At 42.5% G+C, this 20,651-nt stretch carries 17 protein-coding genes; 11 read left to right on the top strand and 6 right to left on the bottom strand.

From position 1 onward, the window contains the following. Positions 1–2: 2 nt before the first annotated feature. The gene (locus FQ608_RS01945; protein ID WP_158856112.1) at positions 3–1,448 is read right to left on the bottom strand and encodes a BatD family protein; all 1,446 of its coding nucleotides are present in this window, start codon (positions 1,446–1,448) and stop codon (positions 3–5) included. Between the two features lie 127 nt (positions 1,449–1,575). Here FQ608_RS01945 and FQ608_RS01940 point away from each other — a divergent pair, with 127 nt between their 5' ends. Further along, complete coding sequence (locus FQ608_RS01940) at positions 1,576–1,767, top strand: hypothetical protein (protein WP_158856111.1); 192 nt, start codon at positions 1,576–1,578, stop codon at positions 1,765–1,767. Positions 1,768–1,788: 21 nt separating this feature from the next. On the opposite strand, the gene queG is transcribed toward FQ608_RS01940, so the two are convergent. Then, a complete protein-coding gene (gene queG, locus FQ608_RS01935) occupies positions 1,789–2,733 on the bottom strand; it encodes a tRNA epoxyqueuosine(34) reductase QueG (protein ID WP_158856110.1) in 945 nt (314 codons plus the stop codon). A gap of 28 nt (positions 2,734–2,761) precedes the next feature. Next, positions 2,762–3,796: a Holliday junction branch migration DNA helicase RuvB gene (gene ruvB, locus FQ608_RS01930; RefSeq protein WP_158856109.1), complete on the bottom strand. Its 1,035-nt coding sequence runs from the start codon at positions 3,794–3,796 to the stop codon at positions 2,762–2,764. Positions 3,797–3,977: 181 nt separating this feature from the next. On the opposite strand from ruvB, the gene FQ608_RS01925 reads away from it, so the two are divergent. From FQ608_RS01925 to FQ608_RS01895, 7 genes are all read left to right on the top strand, one after another. Further along, complete coding sequence (locus FQ608_RS01925) at positions 3,978–5,057, top strand: FAD:protein FMN transferase (protein ID WP_158856108.1); 1,080 nt, start codon at positions 3,978–3,980, stop codon at positions 5,055–5,057. A gap of 18 nt (positions 5,058–5,075) precedes the next feature. Beyond that, the gene (locus FQ608_RS01920; RefSeq protein ID WP_158856107.1) at positions 5,076–5,804 is read left to right on the top strand and encodes a ZIP family metal transporter; all 729 of its coding nucleotides are present in this window, start codon (positions 5,076–5,078) and stop codon (positions 5,802–5,804) included. Between the two features lie 415 nt (positions 5,805–6,219). Beyond that, on the top strand, positions 6,220–6,483 hold the full coding sequence (locus FQ608_RS01915; RefSeq protein ID WP_158856106.1) for a DUF4212 domain-containing protein: 264 nt from the start codon (positions 6,220–6,222) through the stop codon (positions 6,481–6,483). Between the two features lie 21 nt (positions 6,484–6,504). Beyond that, entirely contained in the window at positions 6,505–8,190 is a 1,686-nt protein-coding gene (locus FQ608_RS01910; protein WP_158856105.1) for a sodium:solute symporter family protein, read from the top strand. A 150-nt stretch (positions 8,191–8,340) separates the two neighbouring features. Then, entirely contained in the window at positions 8,341–10,236 is a 1,896-nt protein-coding gene (gene acs / locus FQ608_RS01905) for an acetate--CoA ligase (RefSeq protein ID WP_158856104.1), read from the top strand. Between the two features lie 84 nt (positions 10,237–10,320). Beyond that, positions 10,321–12,267 carry a DUF294 nucleotidyltransferase-like domain-containing protein gene (locus FQ608_RS01900; protein WP_158856103.1) on the top strand — a complete coding sequence of 649 codons (1,947 nt, stop codon included), beginning with the start codon at positions 10,321–10,323 and terminating at the stop codon, positions 12,265–12,267. Between the two features lie 2 nt (positions 12,268–12,269). Next, a complete protein-coding gene (locus FQ608_RS01895) occupies positions 12,270–12,947 on the top strand; it encodes a 3'-5' exonuclease (RefSeq protein ID WP_158856102.1) in 678 nt (225 codons plus the stop codon). 23 nt (positions 12,948–12,970) lie between these two features. On the opposite strand, the gene FQ608_RS01890 is transcribed toward FQ608_RS01895, so the two are convergent. Further along, positions 12,971–14,209: a DUF4403 family protein gene (locus FQ608_RS01890; protein WP_158856101.1), complete on the bottom strand. Its 1,239-nt coding sequence runs from the start codon at positions 14,207–14,209 to the stop codon at positions 12,971–12,973. Between FQ608_RS01890 and FQ608_RS01885 the strand changes: the two genes are divergently transcribed. The 3 genes from FQ608_RS01885 to FQ608_RS01875 all read left to right on the top strand — a co-directional run bounded on the left by FQ608_RS01885 (position 14,208) and on the right by FQ608_RS01875 (position 17,886). Next, positions 14,208–14,402: a hypothetical protein gene (locus FQ608_RS01885; protein ID WP_158856100.1), complete on the top strand. Its 195-nt coding sequence runs from the start codon at positions 14,208–14,210 to the stop codon at positions 14,400–14,402. The two genes, FQ608_RS01890 and FQ608_RS01885, sit on opposite strands and share 2 nt — an antisense overlap. A 109-nt stretch (positions 14,403–14,511) precedes the next feature. Further along, positions 14,512–14,850: a bacillithiol system redox-active protein YtxJ gene (ytxJ, locus tag FQ608_RS01880; protein WP_158856099.1), complete on the top strand. Its 339-nt coding sequence runs from the start codon at positions 14,512–14,514 to the stop codon at positions 14,848–14,850. Between the two features lie 153 nt (positions 14,851–15,003). Then, complete coding sequence (locus FQ608_RS01875; RefSeq protein WP_158856098.1) at positions 15,004–17,886, top strand: TonB-dependent receptor; 2,883 nt, start codon at positions 15,004–15,006, stop codon at positions 17,884–17,886. A gap of 337 nt (positions 17,887–18,223) precedes the next feature. Here FQ608_RS01875 and FQ608_RS01870 read toward each other — a convergent pair whose 3' ends face one another. Both FQ608_RS01870 and FQ608_RS01865 read right to left on the bottom strand, forming a co-directional pair. Then, on the bottom strand, positions 18,224–19,426 hold the full coding sequence (locus FQ608_RS01870; RefSeq protein ID WP_158856097.1) for a DUF4998 domain-containing protein: 1,203 nt from the start codon (positions 19,424–19,426) through the stop codon (positions 18,224–18,226). A gap of 4 nt (positions 19,427–19,430) precedes the next feature. Next, entirely contained in the window at positions 19,431–20,642 is a 1,212-nt protein-coding gene (locus tag FQ608_RS01865) for a DUF5000 domain-containing lipoprotein (RefSeq protein WP_158856096.1), read from the bottom strand. Positions 20,643–20,651 lie beyond the last annotated feature (9 nt).

Here is a 20,651-nt window from a genome sequence, read left to right as displayed (position 1 = left end):
AATTATTGCTTCTTAATTATCAAAATACCTAATAAAATTACCGCTCCCAATAGAAGCAGGTTTATGATGGCCGAAAAGTAGTACTTATATTTTTGGTTTAAAAGGGTATTGTCGGCAACATCTATCAAATCGTAGATCCCTCCTAGCCGGGAGGATGAAATGGCCTGGTTTATTTTGTTTTCACCTGTGACATTTACCGTCAAGGTAGGCCGTAGGGTGTCATAGGCTGCCAACGTTGGATTAAAGTAGATCCATTCGAAGTGATCCTTCAAAGCTACTTCCTCGGATTGATTGAGGGTGATGAAATACCCAAACTCTTTCATGCCTGTTACCTTTCCCCGATTTTTATTGATCTGAATTTTTTCATTGGGGTCAAAGGAATTTAACTTTTGCGAATTTAACTTTCTCGGTGCCCGTATTGAGCTGATGTTTCCTTCGCCACTAATCCCAAAGGTATAGGTAAATCCCTCTCCTGTCGTGATATCCTGCCCGCTTAAGGACTCCTTTAACTGATAATTCCCCACACTTACTTCATTTCTAAGGGGATGTGGAGGAAGAGGGTTTACTGCAATACTTTTGGGTTGGGAATAAAAGGTTTTAAAATCTTGGAGCCGATTGTTGCCGAAGAAACTTGGATTTTTTGCCACCCGGTATTTAATCATTTCCCAGCCTACCGAAGGGAAATCAACACTTCCCTCATTGAAAGGAAAGAAAGTAGCCTGGTAAACTCTAAACCGTGTCCAAGCCTTGCCGTTGATTTCCACCTTTTCGGGCTGAATGCTAGTGATGTTAAAATTTTCCTCCCAGGCGTTGGAGGGCTTGATCTGATTGATGATTCTTTCCAGTTGTTTCCCTGCCTCGTGAAAGTTAAACAGTGCTTGGTTACTTTCGGAAAAATAAAATGCGAGACTGACATTAAACCCTTCTCCTACGAATACCTCATCCTTGTCGACAGTAAGTGAAAAGAAGGCTTCATCATCCACCTCAACAAATTCAGGCTCCTCCCGACTTCCACTGAACAAATCATCGAACGGATCTATTGCCCTGCTGCTGCGACCGCTATTGGCCCTAGCGTCAACCACATTGATCGCTTTGCCACTTGAGGTGACGGATTTGCCATTGACCGCAATGGTAAAATTACCAAGCGTAAATTGACCTTTTCGGTTTGGTTTGTAGTATTGAATGATGCTGTTGGTACTACTCATCTGTCCATTGATGATGTTCATGGACGAACTCTGCGAAACCCCCTGTTTTTGAAAGCCAGTAATTTCGGGTAACGGATCGTAGGAACGGATTTTTTCCTCCGACACGGTAATTTTGATGGTAAAGGTTTCATTTAAGGCGATTTCACCCGGTCCCAATTCGATGGTAACCTCTTGGGCATAACCGACTCCGAAAATTAAAGTCAATAAGGATATAAAAAGGATGAAAACTTTCGTTAAATACATATATGATACTTTCAATGACAATTCTACAAATAAACCCGTATATTTAAAACGTAACTAAAGTAAATATGTAACGTATAATGACTTTAAATTATTTAATCTTATCTTAACCCAACTAAATTGATAACCTATGATAGAGTATGTTAAGACCATTTTATTAAAGGTGAGTTTTGACAAAAAACTTTTCGAGAAAGAGTTGCGCAAAGGGCTAAATCTATTAGTCCCCTCTGAATTGGAGGAATTTAGAGTTTGGTGTTACCGGACCTTTTCCAAGGTATATGAGCCCGTGTTAAACAAATATTTCATCAAACTTGCCGGATAATTTTCAACCCCTACCCCCTTTCTACGAGGGGGTTTCTTTTTTCAGAAAGTTTATATTTCGCATAAGACCTTTGTATTTCGCCCGCTTGACGGCTGATTTTTGAAACACTTTACCAAAGGTTTCCTCTGTTAATTCTTCCCAATCTTTTCTCGAAAACCCGTGAATTTCAGGGTGCGGCTTAAAATCAGGTTCCTGATGGGGCACTGAAAACCTATTCCAAGGACAAACATCCTGACAGATATCACATCCAAAGATCCAGTTGTCAAACTTCCCTTTCACTGAAGTAGGTAGCTCGTCTTTAAGCTCAATTGTGTAATACGAAATACATTTGGAACCATCCACCACTCCCGGCGCAACAATGGCATCCGTGGGACAGGCATCCAAGCACTTGGTGCATGTGCCGCAGTAGTCTTTAGTAGCCTGGGAATCTGGGGAAAGTTGCAGATCGATAATTAATTCGGCCAGAAAGAAAAAACTCCCCTGAGTTCGGTTGATCAACAGGCTATTTTTACCAATCCAGCCTAATCCCGAGCGCTGGGCCCACTGCCTTTCCATAACTGGGGCACTGTCCACAAAAGCTCTTCCGCCAATATCTCCAATTTCCTCACGGAGGAGCTCAAGAAATTTTTTTAACTTATCCTTAATTACAAAATGATAGTCTTTACCATAGGCATATTTCGCCAGCTTTAAGGCCTCTGGGCTTTGGTCCAACGATTTTTCCGGGAAGTAATTGTAAGCTAAACTAACGACAGATTTAGCTCCCTCCACGAGATTTCTGGGATCCAATCGCTTGTCAAAATAGTTGGCCAAGTATCCCATTTGTCCCTGATAGTTTCGGTTGAGCCATGTTTCCAGCCGGGGGGCTTCCTCTTCTAAAAACACAGCCTCTGAGATACCGCAAAAATCAAAGCCTAGTTGGGAAGAGATCGCTTTTACGGTGGCCGCATGTTTTTCTGGTAACGTCATGTAAATTTATCAGTAGGAGTAGCGAAACTTAGTCAAAGAGGGAACCGGTGTTTCCTCCTGTTTCCGGCCGTATTTTTAGGTGAATATAGGCCATTTCAGTGGCCTCCCTTCCCCGGCTGGTACGCTTAAGGTAGCCCTCCTGGATTAGAAAAGGTTCATAAACCTCCTCAATTGTTTCTGCCTCTTCCCCACAGGCTGTAGCGATGGTGGAAAGGCCTACCGGACCTCCCCGGAATTTCTGAATAATGGTCATCAGGATTCTATTATCCATTTCGTCCAGTCCATTTTCATCCACGTCAAGGGCTGCCAATGCTATTTTGGAGATGTGTAAATTAATAGTACCGTCCCCTTTTATTTCGGCAAAGTCACGGGTACGACGCAGGAGCATATTGGCTATCCGCGGAGTTCCCCTGCTGCGACGGGCGATTTCATAAGCAGCCTCTTCATTTATGGGTGTCCCCAAAATTCCCGCAGAGCGGACGACAATGTCTGTGAGAAGCTTTGCATCGTAATATTCCAAACGGGCATTTATTCCAAATCTTGCCCGGAGCGGTGAGGTTAGCAGGCCCGAACGGGTGGTAGCTCCTATCAGGGTGAATGGGTGCAGGGAAATCTGTACCGAACGGGCATTGGGACCGGAATCCAACATGATATCAATCCGAAAATCCTCCATGGCAGAATAGAGGTATTCCTCCACGATCGGATTGAGCCGGTGGATTTCGTCGATGAATAAAACATCTCCGTCATCCAGATTGGTCAATAGTCCCGCAAGATCTGAAGGTTTGTCCAAGACAGGACCCGAGGTAATCTTAATGCTGGATCCGAGTTCATTGGCGATGATGTTGCTGAGCGTAGTCTTACCAAGGCCCGGAGGCCCATGTAGCAGCACGTGGTCCAGGGACTCGCCCCGCCTTTTTGCGGCAAGCACATAGATTTTGATATTTTCTACGATTTTGCGCTGACCGGTGAAATCATCAAAACTCAGCGGACGCAAAGCCTTTTCTATTTCTTTGTCCGAGGGAGTCAGGTTTTCGTCATCTCCGCGCAAATAATCTTCTCTCATAGTTGGATGGAATTGCTGCCTAACGGCAAAGATAACAAAATCATTTGACCAAGAAGTTGGGTTGGCAAAAGATAAAACCATTTAGCTTTTTGGGAGGATTAATGGCTAAACACAACCTCAAACAGCCACATTTAAAAAAATTACATTTAACTTTCGGAAAATTTGTTTGATTAGCTGGTATATGCAAAAAAATGCCCTTAAAAATATCATCTATAGCATCGTTCTGCTGCTGTTGGTGTTTTTAGTTTACCTTTATCGAAAAGATCAGCCCATTACTTCGGACAATCCTGATTCCGATGTATTTAAAATGGTGGTTTCCGGTCAGACTATGGGTACTTCCTATAGAATTGTTTATCTCGACCCCTCCGGTAGAGATTTCAAACAGCAAATTGACTCCTTGCTAGAGGTATTTAATCAATCCCTTTCCACTTATATTCCAGACTCAGAGATCAGCAGGTTTAACAAAGGTGATTCTTTGGTCTACGAATCCAAATTTTTCTTTCCGATTTTAGCAAAAAGTAAAGAGGTATACACGAATACGGATGGTGCCTTTGATCCGACTGTAGGGCCATTGGTAAATGTCTGGGGCTTTGGTCCGGGCGGTGCCTCTTTGGAAGATAGTGTGTCCATCCCAGATTTGCTCAGGCAAGTTGGCTTGGAAAAGGTGGAATTTGACAGCGTCCAAGTTCGAAAAAACACCCCGGGAATTTACCTGGATTTTAGTGCGATTGCGAAAGGATACGGGGTGGACGTAGTCGGCAGATTTCTGGAATCAAAGGAAATTGAACATTTTTTGGTTGAAATAGGGGGCGAGTTGATGGCGAAGGGGAGTAATGAAAATGGCGAACTCTGGCGGGTGGGTATCTCCAAACCTGATGAAGAGGGAGCCGCTAACGAGCTTTTCGGCATTATAGCACTAAACGCCAAGGGACTTGCTACATCGGGCAATTACCGGAATTTCTATATTGTTGACGGCAAAAAATATTCCCATACCATCAGTCCCTTTACGGGATATCCTGTAGTTCATGGCTTACTTGGCGCCACTGTCGTTGCGGATGATTGTATGACAGCAGATGCGTACGCTACCGCCATGATGGTAATGGGTACAGAAAAATCAATAGCCCTCCAAAAGGAAGTCGAAGGCTTGGAGATTTTTCTAATTTTCAGCGATGAAAACGGAATGATCAAATCCTATGTAAGTGAAGGGTTGAAACCCTACTTGTCCTATGCCGAACAGAACAAACCCAGTCTAGATCAATAATTAATGAATTAACCGACTATGTGGAATTTTCTTTTTCTCTTTTTAAGTGCCATGTCCGCTGGTTTGTTGGCTCTTTTAATTCCACGGTGGAATGAAAAGGAATTTAAGCTGGGGTTAATTTTTGCAGGGGCCTATTTGTTTTCGATTACCATTTTACATTTGTTGCCGGAACTTTTTGCCGACCACGATTCGGCCTATTATATGGGGTTATTCATCTTACTTGGCTTTTTGCTCCAACAAGTCCTGAATTTTATGTCTTCCGGTATAGAGCACGGTCACATCCACCAGCATTCAGGTGTCCAAAACAGTGTCTGGACGCTCATGATCGGCCTATTTCTGCATGCTTTTTTGGAAGGAACACTACTGTCAAAGCAACCCGAATTATTGAATCACCATCATGGAAGCGAAACCCTCTTGATCGGGATTATCCTCCATAAGATGCCTGAAACTTTTGCGCTGGTTGCGGTATTAATGACAAGGCTGGATAAGACGAAAACAGCCCTTTTGTTATTACTCTTTGCGCTTGCGTCTCCATTGGGCATGGTTTCCACTGACTGGTTGTATGGTCAGGAATTTATTGGGCAAGGGACGATAAATATGCTTTTTGGGTTAGTGGCCGGAGGATTTTTGCATATTTCTACGACAATCTTCTTCGAGAGTAGCCCACAGCACCGCTTTCAGCTGCACAAGCTGCTGATTATTCTTTTTGCCTCCGGCATGGCCATTTTATTGGAATATATCATTTGACATTTACTGCGTAGTCATAGCCTCAATCTGGATGCAGCTTGGATATTAAGTTTATAATTATTTAAGGACATCTTCAATTGTTTTTTTGAAAGCTAATAATTTGGTAAGCGGTAAAAATCCTCCTCTAAATTTTACGATATTTGACGGTCGGAAAAAGTTGCCATCAAGTGGTTGGTTGTAATAAAAGGAGTGTTTTCTAATTTACCGCACATTTATTTCAAAACATTTTGATTACTTTCATGCGCTCTATAAAATACGATTGGTTAATTGGCATATTTAACTTTATAGAGGAGCTTGACCTTGCCTCAACCCAAGGTGGACTAAAAGAATGATTTAATAGGATATTTATCGGTGCCAAGAACCGGATGTCCTTTGCTCAAATAAAAATTCGAAAATATTACCCAAAAGAATTCCCATGGAAAATCAAAAACAACGCATGAAGGACTATTGGCGAAGAAATATCAAAATTGTTTTGAGCCTGATAGCTGTCTGGTTTATTGTCTCTTTTGGCTTCGGTATCTTGTTGGTGGACCAACTGAATGTTTTCCGACTAGGCGGCTTCAAACTTGGTTTTTGGTTTGCCCAACAGGGATCCATATTCACCTTTGTTATCCTTATTTTTATCTACGTCGTTAAGATGAACCGACTGGACGAAGAATTTGATGTCAACGAAAAATAACCTCCAATTTACCCAAGTCATATGGAAATTTTAACCTGGACCTACATACTGGTAGGTTTGTCCTTTGCTTTATATATTGGTATTGCCATTTACACGCGCGCGTCCTCAACCAAGGAATTTTACACTGCAGGTGGTGGTGTTTCCCCCTTGGCCAACGGCATGGCCACCGCCGCGGATTGGATGTCTGCCGCTTCCTTTATTTCCATGGCAGGCATAATTGCTTTCAGCGGTTATGACGGGTCCGTTTACCTGATGGGGTGGACGGGTGGATACGTCCTATTGGCACTTCTTCTCGCCCCATACCTCCGTAAATTTGGGAAATTCACTGTCCCGGATTTTGTGGGAGACCGCTACTATTCCAACAAGGCCAAGGTAGTTGCCGTTTTTTGTGCTCTTTTTATCTCCTTTACCTACGTGGCCGGCCAGATGCGTGGAGTTGGGATTGTATTTTCCAGGTATCTGGAAGTTGATATCAATACTGGAGTGATTATCGGGATGGCTATTGTATTTTTCTATGCCGTATTGGGCGGGATGAAAGGTATTACCTATACCCAAGTTGCGCAGTATTGTGTGTTGATTTTTGCCTTTATGGTGCCAGCCATCTTCGTTTCAATGCAACTTACCGGAAACGTTATACCCCAGCTTGGCTTGGGGGGTACCGTGGAGGGCGGGGAATACCTGCTCGATAAACTGGACGGGGTATTGGGTGATTTAGGTTTTGAGGAATACACGTCGGGAAGAAAACCCATTGCGGACATCTTCGCCATTACCTTAGCACTGATGGTGGGAACTGCGGGACTTCCCCATGTTATTGTCCGGTTTTTCACTGTTCCAAGGGTTAAAGACGCCCGGCTTTCGGCAGGATATGCCTTGGTTTTTATTGCGATTCTATATACTACCGCGCCAGCGGTGGCCGCTTTCGGTATTTACAATGCGATAGACACTGTGGCTGGAAAATCTGTGGATCAGCTGCCGGAGTGGATATCCAACTGGCAAAAGACCAATTTGATAACGGTAGAAGATAAAAATAGAGATGGCATAGTGGATTATACGCCATATTCTGATACAAATGAATTAAATATCGATAAAGATATCATGGTGCTGGCAGCTCCGGAGATCGCTAAACTACCCAACTGGGTTGTTGGTCTAGTTGCTGCAGGGGGCATGGCTGCGGCACTTTCTACTGCGGCCGGATTGCTTCTGGTGATTTCCACATCGGTATCCAGAGATTTGTTCCGAACATTCGTGCCTTCCATGACAGAAAAGACGGAGTTGATTATTGCGAGGGTATCAGCTGCGGGTTCGGTGATGATTGCCGGTTATTTTGGAGTCAACCCCCCTGGCTTTGTGGCCGAGGTGGTTGCGTTTGCCTTTGGGTTGGCTGCTGCCTCTTTCTTTCCAGTCATTATTATGGGGATCTTTTCTACCCGCATGAACAAGGAAGGAGCTATTGCAGGCATGATTTCCGGGTTGATAGCGACTTTAGGGTATATTATCTTCTTTAAATTTATCAGTCCTGAGTTGAATACAGCGGATAATTGGTGGTTTGGGATTTCACCCGAGGGATTTGGGTCTATTGGAATGGCCATAAACTTTATTGTTTGTTATGTGGTTTCCAAAGCTACACCTCCCCCTCCGCAAAACGTGCAAGATATGATTCAGGAAATCCGGATACCACGCGGAGCTGGATCGGCCCATGACCATTAGCGTGGAAGTCTGCTATAAAAAAGTTAACTTTGAAAGTATATAATTAGATTTTCCGACGACTGAACCATGAAAATGGATGATATGGATAGGAAATCCAAAATAGAATACGGTTTTATTTGAAAATTGTTTTAACCTAAAATTGATCAAACGATGAGTGATAGAATTCATACCCTAAGTGGTTATTTTCATGAATACCAAAAAAGCGTAACTCAACCTGAAGAATTTTGGGCGAGGATAGCGGATTCATTTCATTGGAAAAAGCGCTGGGATAAAATTTTGGAATGGGATTTTGAAGGGCCGAACGTAAAATGGTTTCAAAATGCCAAACTCAACATCACCGAAAATATACTTGAAAGACACCTTTTTACTATTGGAGATAGACCTGCGATCATCTGGGAGCCCAATGATCCGGAAGAAGAAGGAAGAACCCTTACTTATTCAGACCTTTATAGGGAAGTATGTAAGTTCTCAAATGTACTCATCGAGCAGGGGGTTAAGAAGGGCGATAAGGTCATCATATATATGCCGATGGTACCGGAAGCTGCTATTGCTATGCTGGGATGCGCTAGGGTGGGTGCAGTACACTCTGTGGTTTTCGCCGGATTTTCCAGCAACGCCCTTTCGGACAGAATAGACGATTGCGGTGCGAAGCTGATCATCACCTCGGATGGTAATTTTAGGGGAAACAAAACAATCCCAGTTAAGGCAGTTGTTGACGAGGCCGTGGCAAGAACCAGTACCGTGGAATCGGTAATCGTATACCAGCGAACCAAACAGGAAGTGGTAATGAAAGAAGGGCTGGACCACTGGTGGCACGAGCTTATGGATGGTAAGGCTGAAACTCACCTTGCTGAAGAGATGGATGCCGAGGACATGCTCTTTATTCTGTATACCTCCGGGTCAACAGGGCAACCTAAGGGAGTGGTGCATACCTGTGGTGGCTATATGGTTTATACTAAATACAGTTTCGAAAATGTATTTCAATATTCTCCAGGTGACGTATATTGGTGTACGGCGGACATTGGTTGGATTACAGGACACTCGTATATAGTATATGGCCCCTTGCTAGCCGGAGCCACTTCAATTATGTTTGAAGGGGTGCCTACCTATCCACATCCGGGAAGATTCTGGGAGATAGTGGACAAATATAAAGTCAACCAATTTTACACTGCACCCACTGCTATCCGGGCCCTTCAGGCCTTTGGTACAGAGCCCATTGCTCCGTATTCTTTGGAATCACTAAAAGTACTTGGATCGGTAGGTGAGCCCATCAATGAGGAGGCTTGGCATTGGTATCATACGCATATCGGAAAAACCCGCTGTCCTATAGTCGATACTTGGTGGCAAACGGAAACTGGCGGCATAATGGTTTCTCCTTTAGCTGGCATTACACCGACAAAACCCGCATATGCCACTTTGCCGCTTCCCGGAATTCACCTTGCCATTATGGATACTGAAGGTAAAGAGCTGAGCGGAAATTCCGTCGAAGGAAATCTATGTGTCAAATTTCCCTGGCCAGGCATGCTCAGAACCACTTATGGAGACCATGATCGATGTAAACAAACCTACTTTGCCGCCTATAAGGGAATGTATTTTACCGGAGATGGCGTAAAGCGGGATCACGACGGGTACTATCGAATATTAGGCAGGGTTGACGATGTCATCAATGTATCCGGGCATAGAATGGGTACCGCGGAAGTGGAGAACGCAATCAACGAACACCCGCTGGTAATCGAGTCTGCCGTAGTGGGTTACCCACACGAAGTCAAAGGACAAGGTATATATGCCTATGTAATCTGCGACATGAAGAATCGGACAGAAGCAAACCTGATTGGCGAAATAAAGGATACGGTGACTAAGATCATCGGACCAATAGCTAAGCCGGACAAAATCCAGATCGTACCCGGATTGCCAAAAACCCGGTCTGGAAAAATCATGCGGCGTATCCTACGTAAAATTGCAGATGGATCCATGGACAGTTTGGGAGATACATCCACCCTTTTAGATCCGGATGTAGTTGACAAAATTATCGAAGGAAAGGTATAATTCTAGTATTTACCAAGTAACTTAGGAAGGCATTTACCTCAACTTTGAGGATTATGTCTTCCTGCATTTAATTTGCGCATCATCATGGCCAATGTCATTGTCAACCGCGTTAAAGAATTTTTAAAAAAATACCCCCCGTTCAATTTTTTGACGGACGATTTATTGGAATTGGTCGCCCGGGAAGTGGAGCTGATATATTATGAAAAGGGAGAATATTTGTTTGAAAAGGGTGAGCCTGCCAAGAAGCACTTTTTCGTGGTCAGGGAAGGAGCTATTCACTTAACCGAGGAATTAGCGGGTATTTCCCATACACGTGAGCACTGTGATGAAGGGGATGTATTTGGCGTACTTGCGTTGTTAGGTAAACGACCTTATATTCTGACAGCGCAGGCTGTAGAGGACAGTTTGCTTTACGCGATTCCTGTTCACGTCTTCGACGACATCATGCAAAAAAACAGTCGTGTAAGCATGTATTTCGCCGCGGGCTTTGCCTCCGGCCAAGTAGTGGTCCGTACGGATCTTTCCCAATCCCAAGAGGCTCGGAAATTATTCAACTCTCCTGCACAGGACAATGGTCTAATGATTTTTTCCGGACAGTCCCTTGTGAATTATTCCTATCCGGTGGTATCCTGTCAGCTTGGTGATACCGTGGCCATGGCTGTAAAAAAGATGAGCTCCCGTGGTGTGGGTTCGATAATTGTCTTGGATGGGGATGCCTTCCCGAAAGGCATCATTACCGATAAAGACCTAAGAAACCGGCTAATAGCAAAGGGAAAGCCTTACGAAACCAAGGTTGAAGAGATCATGAGCCATCCGGTGCGTACGACGCATACAAAGGCTGATTTTGCCCATATTTACCTGACCATGATCAAGCACCGACTTCATCACCTGTTGATTACAGAAGATGGAACTGATCAGAGTGAATTGGTAGGTATCATTTCAGATCATGACATTTTACTGTCGCAGGGAAATAGCCCCGCAGTAATCATCAATGCCCTACAAGGTACTTCTGATATTAAGGAAATCGCAAAATTGAGGGATCAATCCGAACGCTTGCTCGGCTATTATCTGGAAAATGAAATATCCATTGACTTTGTAGCGGGAATTATCACCGAAATAAACGATATCATTGTGCAGCGAGCCATTCAACTGGCCAAAAACAAGCACGATACTTCATTCAAAGAGGCATCCAAGGTAAAGTTCTGCTTTGTAGGTCTAGGTTCTGAAGGACGTGGGGAGCAGTTACTACGGACGGATCTGGACAACGCCATTATTTATGAGGATGTACCTGAGTCATTAAGTGATCAGGCCGCCAGTTATTTTCATCTCATTGCCAGAGATGTTATGGATATACTTTTCGCCTGCGGGTTTCAGGCCTGTCCTGGCGAAATGATGGCCAATAATCCCCAGTGGTGCCAGCCTATCTCCATTTGGAAAAGGTATTTCAGCGACTGGATCCGACAGCCGGACCAAGAATCCCTGATGATGGCAACCATCTTTTTTGATTATAGACCGGTTGCAGGTTTTCATCCTTTGGCGAATTCACTTACCGAGCATATTTATTCGGAAATAGAAAAGGAAAAAATATTCTTGAATTTTTTTGCCAAAAACGCATTACTTAACCCGCCTCCTTTAGGGTTTTTTAGAAATTTCATTGTCGAAAAATCCGGAGAGCAAAGGGATAAGTTCGATATCAAACTAAGGGCGATGATGCCGCTGGCCGACGCTGCCCGGTTACTTATGTTAAGCCACCGCGTTTTCGGTATTAACAATACTTTTAAGAGGTTTGAAAAATTGGCAGAACTGGAACCAACTAATCAGGAGTTGTACCTAGATGCGGGGAAGGCCTATGAAATTTTCATGCGCATCCGAGCATTGGAGGGCCTTAAAAACCAAACGTCGGGACGCTATATTCAGCCGGAAAGCTTGGGTAAGCTACAACGGCAATTGCTAAAAAATGCTTTTTTCCCCATAGATGAGTTGCAGAAAATCATCCGGGTTAGATTTCAATTGGATTATTTTGCTAGTTAGATATGAGATGGTGGAAACGCTTTACGAGCCCAGTAGTGCCGGTCAAGGATTTTGTGGCAGACTATGAGCGTAGCTTTAAATTTAAACTCAACAAGGAACGGAAAATTAACGATCTAACTCTCTTGGTACTTGATACCGAAACAACCGGCGTGGATATCAAAAAGGATTTCATACTGTCGTATGGGTCCATCAATGTACAAGGCAACAGTATTCTTGTAGGCAGTTCCAAAGAATTCTACCTCAAATCAAAAAGGTTATCCAAGGAGACCATTAAAGTTCATGAACTAGTCCCTAACCAAGAGACAATTAGTAGGGAGAAATTAATCCGAACTTTTTTAGAAGATGCCGGAAATCTGCCGATAGTAGGTCACCATATCGGTTTTGATTTAGCTTTGTTGGAAAAGGCCGGCAGGTCATTTGGTCTAAGAAAAATCAAAAATCCTGTAATAGACACAATGGAATTGGGAATCCGACTTGAGATTGGAAAACATGCTGATCCTAACCGGATCAATTTTTCCGAATATTCTCTCGACAGCATGTGCATTAGATATGGCATATTCCCCGATGACCGACATACGGCAGCTGGTGACGCCTTTCTCACAGCGCAGCTTTTGATAAAATTGCTAAAGAGGGCTCGAGAGTTGGGAATACTTACTATTGGTGAACTTTTAGACAACTAAACAAACGGGGTATGTCTAACGCATTATTGCTTCATTGTTACTTTTATATCTCCTGTCGACTTCAGATATAGGCGCACATCGTCGGGAGTTGTATAAATACCATCAACTGTCAAAGTGGGTTTTTCTAATGCAAAGCTGGCAAACTCAGTCTGCCAACTTCCCAAGGCATCCAGTTCCCTACTGGCCTCTTCTATGTAATCCCCTATTGGATATACCGCTTTCTTCCTGATGGCCTGGAGAATTTTGTTCTTTTTAAGCCATCTGGCACTATTTGTCAGAAAATTCTCAGTGTTGAGATCAAAGTCGATATTTTCAAACAGAATGGCTTCCTGCTCAGCGGAATAAACCGGGGTTCCGACCAAAAATAATTCTCCGACAAGATCCTTTCGGTTTGCTCGTTTGGCGATAAAATCCATTTTCACCAGAGCTCTATTTCCAAAAGACTGGGTTTCGATAGTAGTTGGTATGAGTCGGGTTTTATTGTCCAGCCTAAAGGCATTTCCCACCATTTCTTTAGTCAACAATTCATCCAATGCGGCATAAGTGATGATAAGGGGAAAGGTAATATCAAGGTTGTTGTCTGTGTTTTCATTCGGGAAGACCTTTGGGAGGGGAGGCTGCGTTCGTTCTGCAATAGATCCTGTTTGGCTAAAAACCTCACCTTCTATACCCAGATTCAAAACAAAGTGTTGGTCTTCCGTGAAATTTTGACTGACCCTTATTTTTTCAGGCATTGTCACAAGCGCCATTTTCCAATCATCATGGGAAATGTTAATCGGTTTTCCATAGGCGCTCCATGCTTTTTCCGCAAGGGATTTAAGATTGATATTAGAGAGACCCTCGGTTACCAATTGGTTCTCAATTATGGATTTCACATGCTTTTTGATGATTGGCTCCACGTCAATCTGATACCCCAACAAATCGTATTGTAGGGATTTTCCCCAGCTTTCAATTTCCAGTTCATCAATCTGAATCCCCCAATTTTCATCAATTCGGGGTTTAAAGCTGATTTGAGGAATAAGGGATTCTTTGAATGGCAGCGCAGCGGATACCGCCTGACCAAAAATCCTTTTTTCCAAAATCACCTTTCCATCCAAAAAGATTGGCAGCGAGACTCTCACATTTCCATTTTCAGCTGTTGAGAGTCTTAAGTTCCCCGTTTTGGTGATGTCCATATCAGAAAATAAGCCATTACCTAACTCAAGGCCTCTTCCTGTAAATAGTAGTTCCTTCAAATTTTCATTCAATTGTTTTTCTATCATGGACAGAGGTATAGCCATGGATAAATTAATCCGTGAAACTGCTTTTGGAAGCTCAGTTGTTTCTCCAATAAAGGTTGGTTTATCTGGATTGATTCGCTTACAGGAAAACAATAGTAAAGAGCAAATAGAAAATATAAATAAATTGCGTAGGGTCATATACAGGGAAAAGGTTACTGAGGTTATAACGAATTAAGTGCCAGATTGGGTTAATACACAAATTTAAATTTAATAAGTTGAACTTTATACGGATTGGACTTGGTTTTAAAGGGGAATTAGAATGACATTATTAAATTAATTTACTTATGAGCTGGAAAAAACTGGATTCAGTTTCCCAATTAGATCAAATCATCGAAGAGAGTAAGGAAAAATCAGTGTTGGTTTTTAAGCATTCGACCCGATGTTCAATTAGCAGTATGGCATGGAGCAGAATGGAAAGAAACTGGAAGGAAGAGGACAACGAAATAGTATCTCCCTACTTTTTGGACTTGATAGCATTTAGGTCTATTTCTGATGAGGTTGCTGTGCGGTTCTCTGTTCCACACGCATCCCCTCAAGTTATTTTAATCCGTAATGGAGAGGCTATTTATGACAACAGTCATATGGGCATCAGCTATCAGGATATAATGAACAAATCAAATTAATAAAGGGCTCGCTTTTTATTGATAAAGGGTTATTTTTTTAAACCCTTATTTTTACCATTTAATGTAATTTTTTTCCTCTCAAAACAATATTCAATACCTGATTAAACTTTCTTACCCCTCGCTCTGTCTAAGTGTAGCATTTACATTATAGCTATGAAAATTTCTACACTTGTTTTTCTATTTGCAATGCTTTTTGGCATTCAATCCCTTGAGGCCCAACAAAGAGGCAATCAAACACCGCCAATGATCCGCGGTCAGCTCTTGGAGGGTACTACCAAAGAGCCCCTTATCGGGGCCAATGTCCTTATCAAAACACTGGGCGACACACTTATTTCTAACACCGTAACAGGTGCTGACGGAACCTTTGAATTAGCTTACCCGCGGCTTCCTTCTTTTTTATTGGAAATATCGTATGTGGGATATGAAAAAATCACCAGAACAATGAGTAGGGGTGTCCCGCTGGATCTGGGTGTCCTTACCCTAAATGAAGACAGCAAATTACTTGGTGAAGTGGTCATTCAGGGAGAAACTGCAGTGGGTGAAATGAGGGGTGATACTGCTGTATTTAATGCCAGTGCTTTTAAGACTAGGGAGAATGCGATGGCGGAGGACTTGATCGGTAAGCTTCCAGGCATAACCATTGAAAACGGCCAGGTGCAGGCACAAGGGGAACAAGTTCAAAAGATATTGGTAGATGGTAGGGAGTTCTTTGGCACTGACCCGTCTATTGCGTTGAGAAATTTACCTGCCGATGCAATTTCAAGTGTCGAGGTGCTGGACCAACGCTCAGACCAGTCTCGGCTTACGGGATTGGATGATGGTAACTACGCAAAAACGATAAATATCATTACCAAAAGCGGTATGGCTAACAGTCACTTTGGTCGTATATATGGGGGGTATGGTACTGATAATCGATATTCCTTAGGAGGAAACATCAATTTTTTTAGAGGAGATAAAAGAATTTCCGTCATAGGAATGTTTAACAACGTCAATCAACAGAATTTTTCCTCAGATGATATGCTCGGACTTACGGCTGGCGGTACGGGCGGCGGCGGACGACGCGGCGGTGGTGGCGGCGGCAGACCTGGAGGTGGCGGGGGCGGTAATTTTGCCGTTGGCCAAAACAATGGCATCGTTACTACGAATTCCCTGGGTTTGAACTACAGCGATAAGTGGGGTGAAAAGATAAACTTTACAGGAAGTTACTTTTATAACGATACGGACAATAACGTATTGGATAGAACTAATCGAGAGACAGTACTTACTGAAACGCAGCGGCAGTATTATCAGGAAAACCAACTGTCGACCATCAACAACCGAAATCACCGGATGAGCGGTAGAATGGAATATGATATAAACGAGAAAAATGCGATCGTCGTAAGTCCATCGATCAACTATCAAAACAATGCCCGTTACAGCAATCTGGATGGTTTAAATCTGAATACAAATCAGGAGCCTTTGAGCGATACTAGAACCATCACGGACAACGAAACAGAGGGATATAGCATTTCCAATTCCTTTACTTACAGATATAAGTTTGACAAAAAAGGCAGAACCTTCTCCACGGATTTATTTACTTCATTTAATAAGAGGGATCAACTCACTGACTTGCTTGCCGCAAACAGGGATTATGTTCGTAATTCGATGGATACCCTTGTTCAAGAGACCATCGCATTGTCTGATGGCTTTAATTACAATGCCAATTTTACCTATACAGAACCATTATCAAAACGCTCTGTTGGTACGGCCAGATATTCAGTGGGTAATAACAAAAGTGCCGCAGATCAAAAAACTTTCCAACTGGCCAATGAGCAGGGAATCATGGTTTTGGACACAGCACTGAGTAATGAGTTTGATAACAGATTTCTTACCCAACGGGCAGGCTTGGGATATATGTACAGTTACAAAGGCTTGAATGCAAACGTCAATTTGGACTATCAATATGCGGTCTTGGACAACGATATCTTATTCCCGACTGAAGGGAATTTTTATCGTGACTTTAGAAATGTGTTGCCATCAGTGGTCGTCAATTATCGGACAGAAAAAGGAATCAGTTACCGGTTCCGATACCGTACCCGAACCAACGAACCCAGTGTCAATCAACTCCAGAATGTCATCAACAACAATAATCCGATTAATCTGACGGTAGGTAACCCGGATTTAGGACAGGCTTTTAACAACACGTTCTTTTTCAACATGTCTAAAGTGGACATGGAGAAAAATAAGACACTCTTTATGTTCCTGTTTGCTTCTCTTACCGATAATTTTATCGGCACTAATACCTTTATAGCGACGCAGGATACGCTAATCAACAACGAGGTGCTTCTTCGAACCGGGGGGCAGTTGACACGCCCGGTAAATATGAACGGTCAAATGATGAGCCGACTGTTTGTCAACTATGGAACCAGCATTCCAAAACTAAAGACGAAGGTAAATTTTAATCCAGGAATCAGCTACGGCCGCACACCAGGTATCATCAACGACCAAATGAATATCAACGAGAACTTTGATTACAGAGCAGGAATCACTTTGGCCAGTAATATTAGCAAGGATGTAGACTTTACCTTATCCACTTCTGGGACTTATACTGTTGTGAAGAGTAGTTTACAGTCCAACCTTGAAAACAATTATTATATCCAAAATAGCAACTTGAGGTTTTACTACTCGCCTAATGACGGAAAGCTCTTTTTCGCCAACAATGCGAGCAACATGTTGTACCGAGGACTTTCTGAGGGACTAGATCAGTCTGTCTGGTTATGGAATATAGAAGCAGGCTATAGGTTTATGAAGAACAACAAAGCAGAACTGAAGCTATTCGTCTTTGATGTGTTGAAACAAAACAACGCCATTTCCAGAACCATATCCGACGTGGCTATCACGGATGTATTCTCTAACGTTCTGACCAGATATGGGATGTTGTCATTCACCTATATTATTGGAAACTTTAAGAAAGCGGAAGAAACTCCTTCTGATGGAGGATTCCGCCCTTCGGGGAGACCGGGCGGCGGCCCAGGTGGTGGAGCAAGAAGTTGGTAAGAAACATAGGTATCTACTTAAAAGGCCGGGAATATTTCCGGCCTTTTGTTGCGTGAACATTTTTAAAGACGTTGTCTTTAATATTCTAGTCAGACTAAAATTGTTTGTGTATTTTACCGTAGAAAACGAATATTCGGAATTTTATTTAAACTAGAAATCATTTCAGAAGTTATTTAAATGTATTTTAATTGGTGATCAAACCATTAACAAGGCCTATAACCATTAATTCGAAAAACATATTTTAAAAGGTTTGTTTAAACTCCTAGAGTTTAACAAGGTCTGATTCCTCACCTCAGGGAAAGAATCAGACCTTGTTTGTTTTTGCTAAAATCAATAATTATTTGCCCCAGAAGGTAAATTCATTGAAATTAGCTTCAGTTTCCCCACTGATTGATGAAATTCCAACAATTCTGATGAACTTGTATGTCCTTCCGTTTGAAGGTATATTTACCGTAGGAGAATGATCGGTGTTATCCTGCACATCAAGTAATTTCACCCACCCTTTGGATTCTGCGTCATTTTCCCAAACCTCCAGACCCAATTCAGATAAATTTCCTGTAGGACTACTTCCTAATTCATTCGTCGCCCAGATCTGAAAGTGGCGGGGACCTCTCTCCCCGCAACATTCAGGTCTTTGATCGATTTTAAAACGAGTGGTTTCTATTGCTGCACCCAAATCAATGCTCATAACCCATGGGTATAGATCATTGGGCTCTGAACAGCTATGCCAAAATCCAGTGGAAGTTGTTCCATCCAACAATTTGGAATATTCGGATCCCCAGCACCCATCGGAAGCGTCTCCGGGAAGGCGCAAAAAAGACATTGGGCTTTTGGGCACAATTCTGTCTAAGGGCAAATTAAGCTCACTGGTGTTTGACTGGAAAACCTCCATTTTTCCTAAAATTGGAAAATAGTAGCTTCTTATTTCCAATGTGCTTCCCAGTAAATAATTATCAATCAGTGTTGACGATTGATTGTTTGCAATTTCCATAATCGTCTCTAATCCAAATTCATCCAAATATTGAATTTCTGAATACGCCATATTCGAAGTTGCGGGTGTCCAATTAATCAGAATTCCGTCCTCTACCTCTACCAATGGTCCAATTGATCTGGATAGTAACGAGTTTCTATAATTTTCTCCCAAGACCCTTGCCGGAAATTCCCGTTTGACAGAGGTGTTTCCTTTGTTGTCCATAAGAACCATTTGAAAGGTATATTCTCCCTCTTCAAGTGCTAGTTCAAAATGAATAGTGTCATTTCCGCTTCTGGTTCTTGCCACATCAAATTCATGGTCTACTGTACCCTCCAAATTGGAAAGAACTCCTTTAGAGATTTTTGGATCCGCATTAATGGCTACATTGAATTTTAACTTGTTAAAACCTTGTTCAACAAACACTGAATCAGGAGCTCCGATATATATTTTTCCGGCGTCTACGATAAATTCTTTATAGGTATCTCGCAGGTCAGAAGAGCAGGAAAACCCTGTAATCAACAAAGCAAACCACAGTAACTTTTTGCTATTATTTCTATCTGATTTCATATTATTAATTTTCTATTTGTCCCCAAAAACCTAATTCCATCACATGCATAAACTTTGCGCCGGACCACGACTCCTTATTAACAAATCTGATGTATCGGACAGCAGGAACTTCAATATTACACTCAAATTCCTCACCATTGGTAGCTTGGGCTAAATCTTCCGCACTATTTACTCCCAACGGACCTCCTGAAGGTTTAATAACTTCGCCATTTTCAATCAACTTAAACCAACCCTCAAGTGATTCGCCATTATCTGCAGGTAGCTCATTTGTCCCCCAAAGATCAAAATATCGGGGATTGCCATGTCGGAATTCCCATCCATCTCGTCTTTGCCAAAACTTAAATCTGCTAAGTTTGGCATCAACCCCCAAGTCTATTGTGAATGCATGGTACGGTTCATCATACGGAGCAAAAACAATCCCCAAATTATCCTGAGAAGTATGAAATCCGGATCCGGCAATGGAGCCATTCCACATATTGGTTTTTACCCAACCGAAGGCGGATCCTGCATCTCCTTGCATAGAAATGTCCCTAAATAGGGATCTGTCTAGCTGAATCTCTTCTAAGGGAACAACTGTGGATTCAAATATGTCCGTAATATTGTCCCATCTGTCAATAGCCCGAATCCCAAATCCCGAACTGCTGGGAGGAAAATTTCGGAATGTTAAATGGCTTCTTTGGTCATCAGCAATAAAAGCAGACTGATTATATACCATGTTTCCATTTTGATCAGCTTTATATAGAAGAATTTCTGCTTTGACTTCTAAATCGTTGTTATAAACAAGCCTCACGCCACCAAAATCTTCAGTGAGATCAAATGAATCAAATAAAATATCAATGGGTGCTCTTTCCGGAAATATAGAGACTGAAATCGGTTCCGACGCCACATTTCCCCGGCTTACAGTGCTTAATTGAACTTCTTGGGATTTGCTTTCTCGAAGACCCTCTATATCAATAAAATTTTTGTAAATGGAGGAACGAGTGCTGATCTTGCGTCCATTGTCTAGTACATATTGGGCCTCTACAAACAATGCATTGTCATCTGCTGGAACTTTGTAGGTAATCCGGGCTCCACCAGCTAAGTTCTGAACTTCGACTTCTTGTACTAGACCGGGCGCATCTCCACCTAAAATTAGGGGGGTGTTCAATTCTTCTTCGCAGGAAATCAATAAGAATGGTAATACCCCAGCAATAAGCTTCTTAATTAAGTTTTTCATAATGCAGAA

Origin of the sequence: Lunatibacter salilacus, from assembly GCF_009797935.1 — a bacterium.
GTDB classification, from domain to species: domain Bacteria; phylum Bacteroidota; class Bacteroidia; order Cytophagales; family Cyclobacteriaceae; genus Lunatibacter; species Lunatibacter salilacus.
The sequence above is the reverse complement of the archived record's forward strand: the minus strand, read 5'-3'. Positions and strand labels throughout refer to the sequence as shown.

Bases quoted from the DNA above. Each gene is read 5' to 3' on its own strand.
- FQ608_RS01895 (WP_158856102.1), top strand. From the start codon at position 12,270: ATGAGATGGTGGAAACGCTTTACGAGCCCAGTAGTGCCGGTCAAGGAT.
- FQ608_RS01865 (WP_158856096.1), bottom strand. From the start codon at position 20,642: ATGAAAAACTTAATTAAGAAGCTTATTGCTGGGGTATTACCATTCTTA.
- FQ608_RS01900 (WP_158856103.1), top strand. From the start codon at position 10,321: ATGGCCAATGTCATTGTCAACCGCGTTAAAGAATTTTTAAAAAAATAC.
- FQ608_RS01920 (WP_158856107.1), top strand. From the start codon at position 5,076: ATGTGGAATTTTCTTTTTCTCTTTTTAAGTGCCATGTCCGCTGGTTTG.
- FQ608_RS01925 (WP_158856108.1), top strand. From the start codon at position 3,978: ATGCAAAAAAATGCCCTTAAAAATATCATCTATAGCATCGTTCTGCTG.
- ytxJ (WP_158856099.1), top strand. From the start codon at position 14,512: ATGAGCTGGAAAAAACTGGATTCAGTTTCCCAATTAGATCAAATCATC.
- FQ608_RS01870 (WP_158856097.1), bottom strand. From the start codon at position 19,426: ATGAAATCAGATAGAAATAATAGCAAAAAGTTACTGTGGTTTGCTTTG.
- acs (WP_158856104.1), top strand. From the start codon at position 8,341: ATGAGTGATAGAATTCATACCCTAAGTGGTTATTTTCATGAATACCAA.
- ruvB (WP_158856109.1), bottom strand. From the start codon at position 3,796: ATGAGAGAAGATTATTTGCGCGGAGATGACGAAAACCTGACTCCCTCG.
- FQ608_RS01890 (WP_158856101.1), bottom strand. From the start codon at position 14,209: ATGATAGAAAAACAATTGAATGAAAATTTGAAGGAACTACTATTTACA.
- FQ608_RS01940 (WP_158856111.1), top strand. From the start codon at position 1,576: ATGATAGAGTATGTTAAGACCATTTTATTAAAGGTGAGTTTTGACAAA.
- FQ608_RS01875 (WP_158856098.1), top strand. From the start codon at position 15,004: ATGAAAATTTCTACACTTGTTTTTCTATTTGCAATGCTTTTTGGCATT.
- queG (WP_158856110.1), bottom strand. From the start codon at position 2,733: ATGACGTTACCAGAAAAACATGCGGCCACCGTAAAAGCGATCTCTTCC.
- FQ608_RS01945 (WP_158856112.1), bottom strand. From the start codon at position 1,448: ATGTATTTAACGAAAGTTTTCATCCTTTTTATATCCTTATTGACTTTA.
- FQ608_RS01910 (WP_158856105.1), top strand. From the start codon at position 6,505: ATGGAAATTTTAACCTGGACCTACATACTGGTAGGTTTGTCCTTTGCT.
- FQ608_RS01915 (WP_158856106.1), top strand. From the start codon at position 6,220: ATGGAAAATCAAAAACAACGCATGAAGGACTATTGGCGAAGAAATATC.
- FQ608_RS01885 (WP_158856100.1), top strand. From the start codon at position 14,208: ATGGACAGAGGTATAGCCATGGATAAATTAATCCGTGAAACTGCTTTT.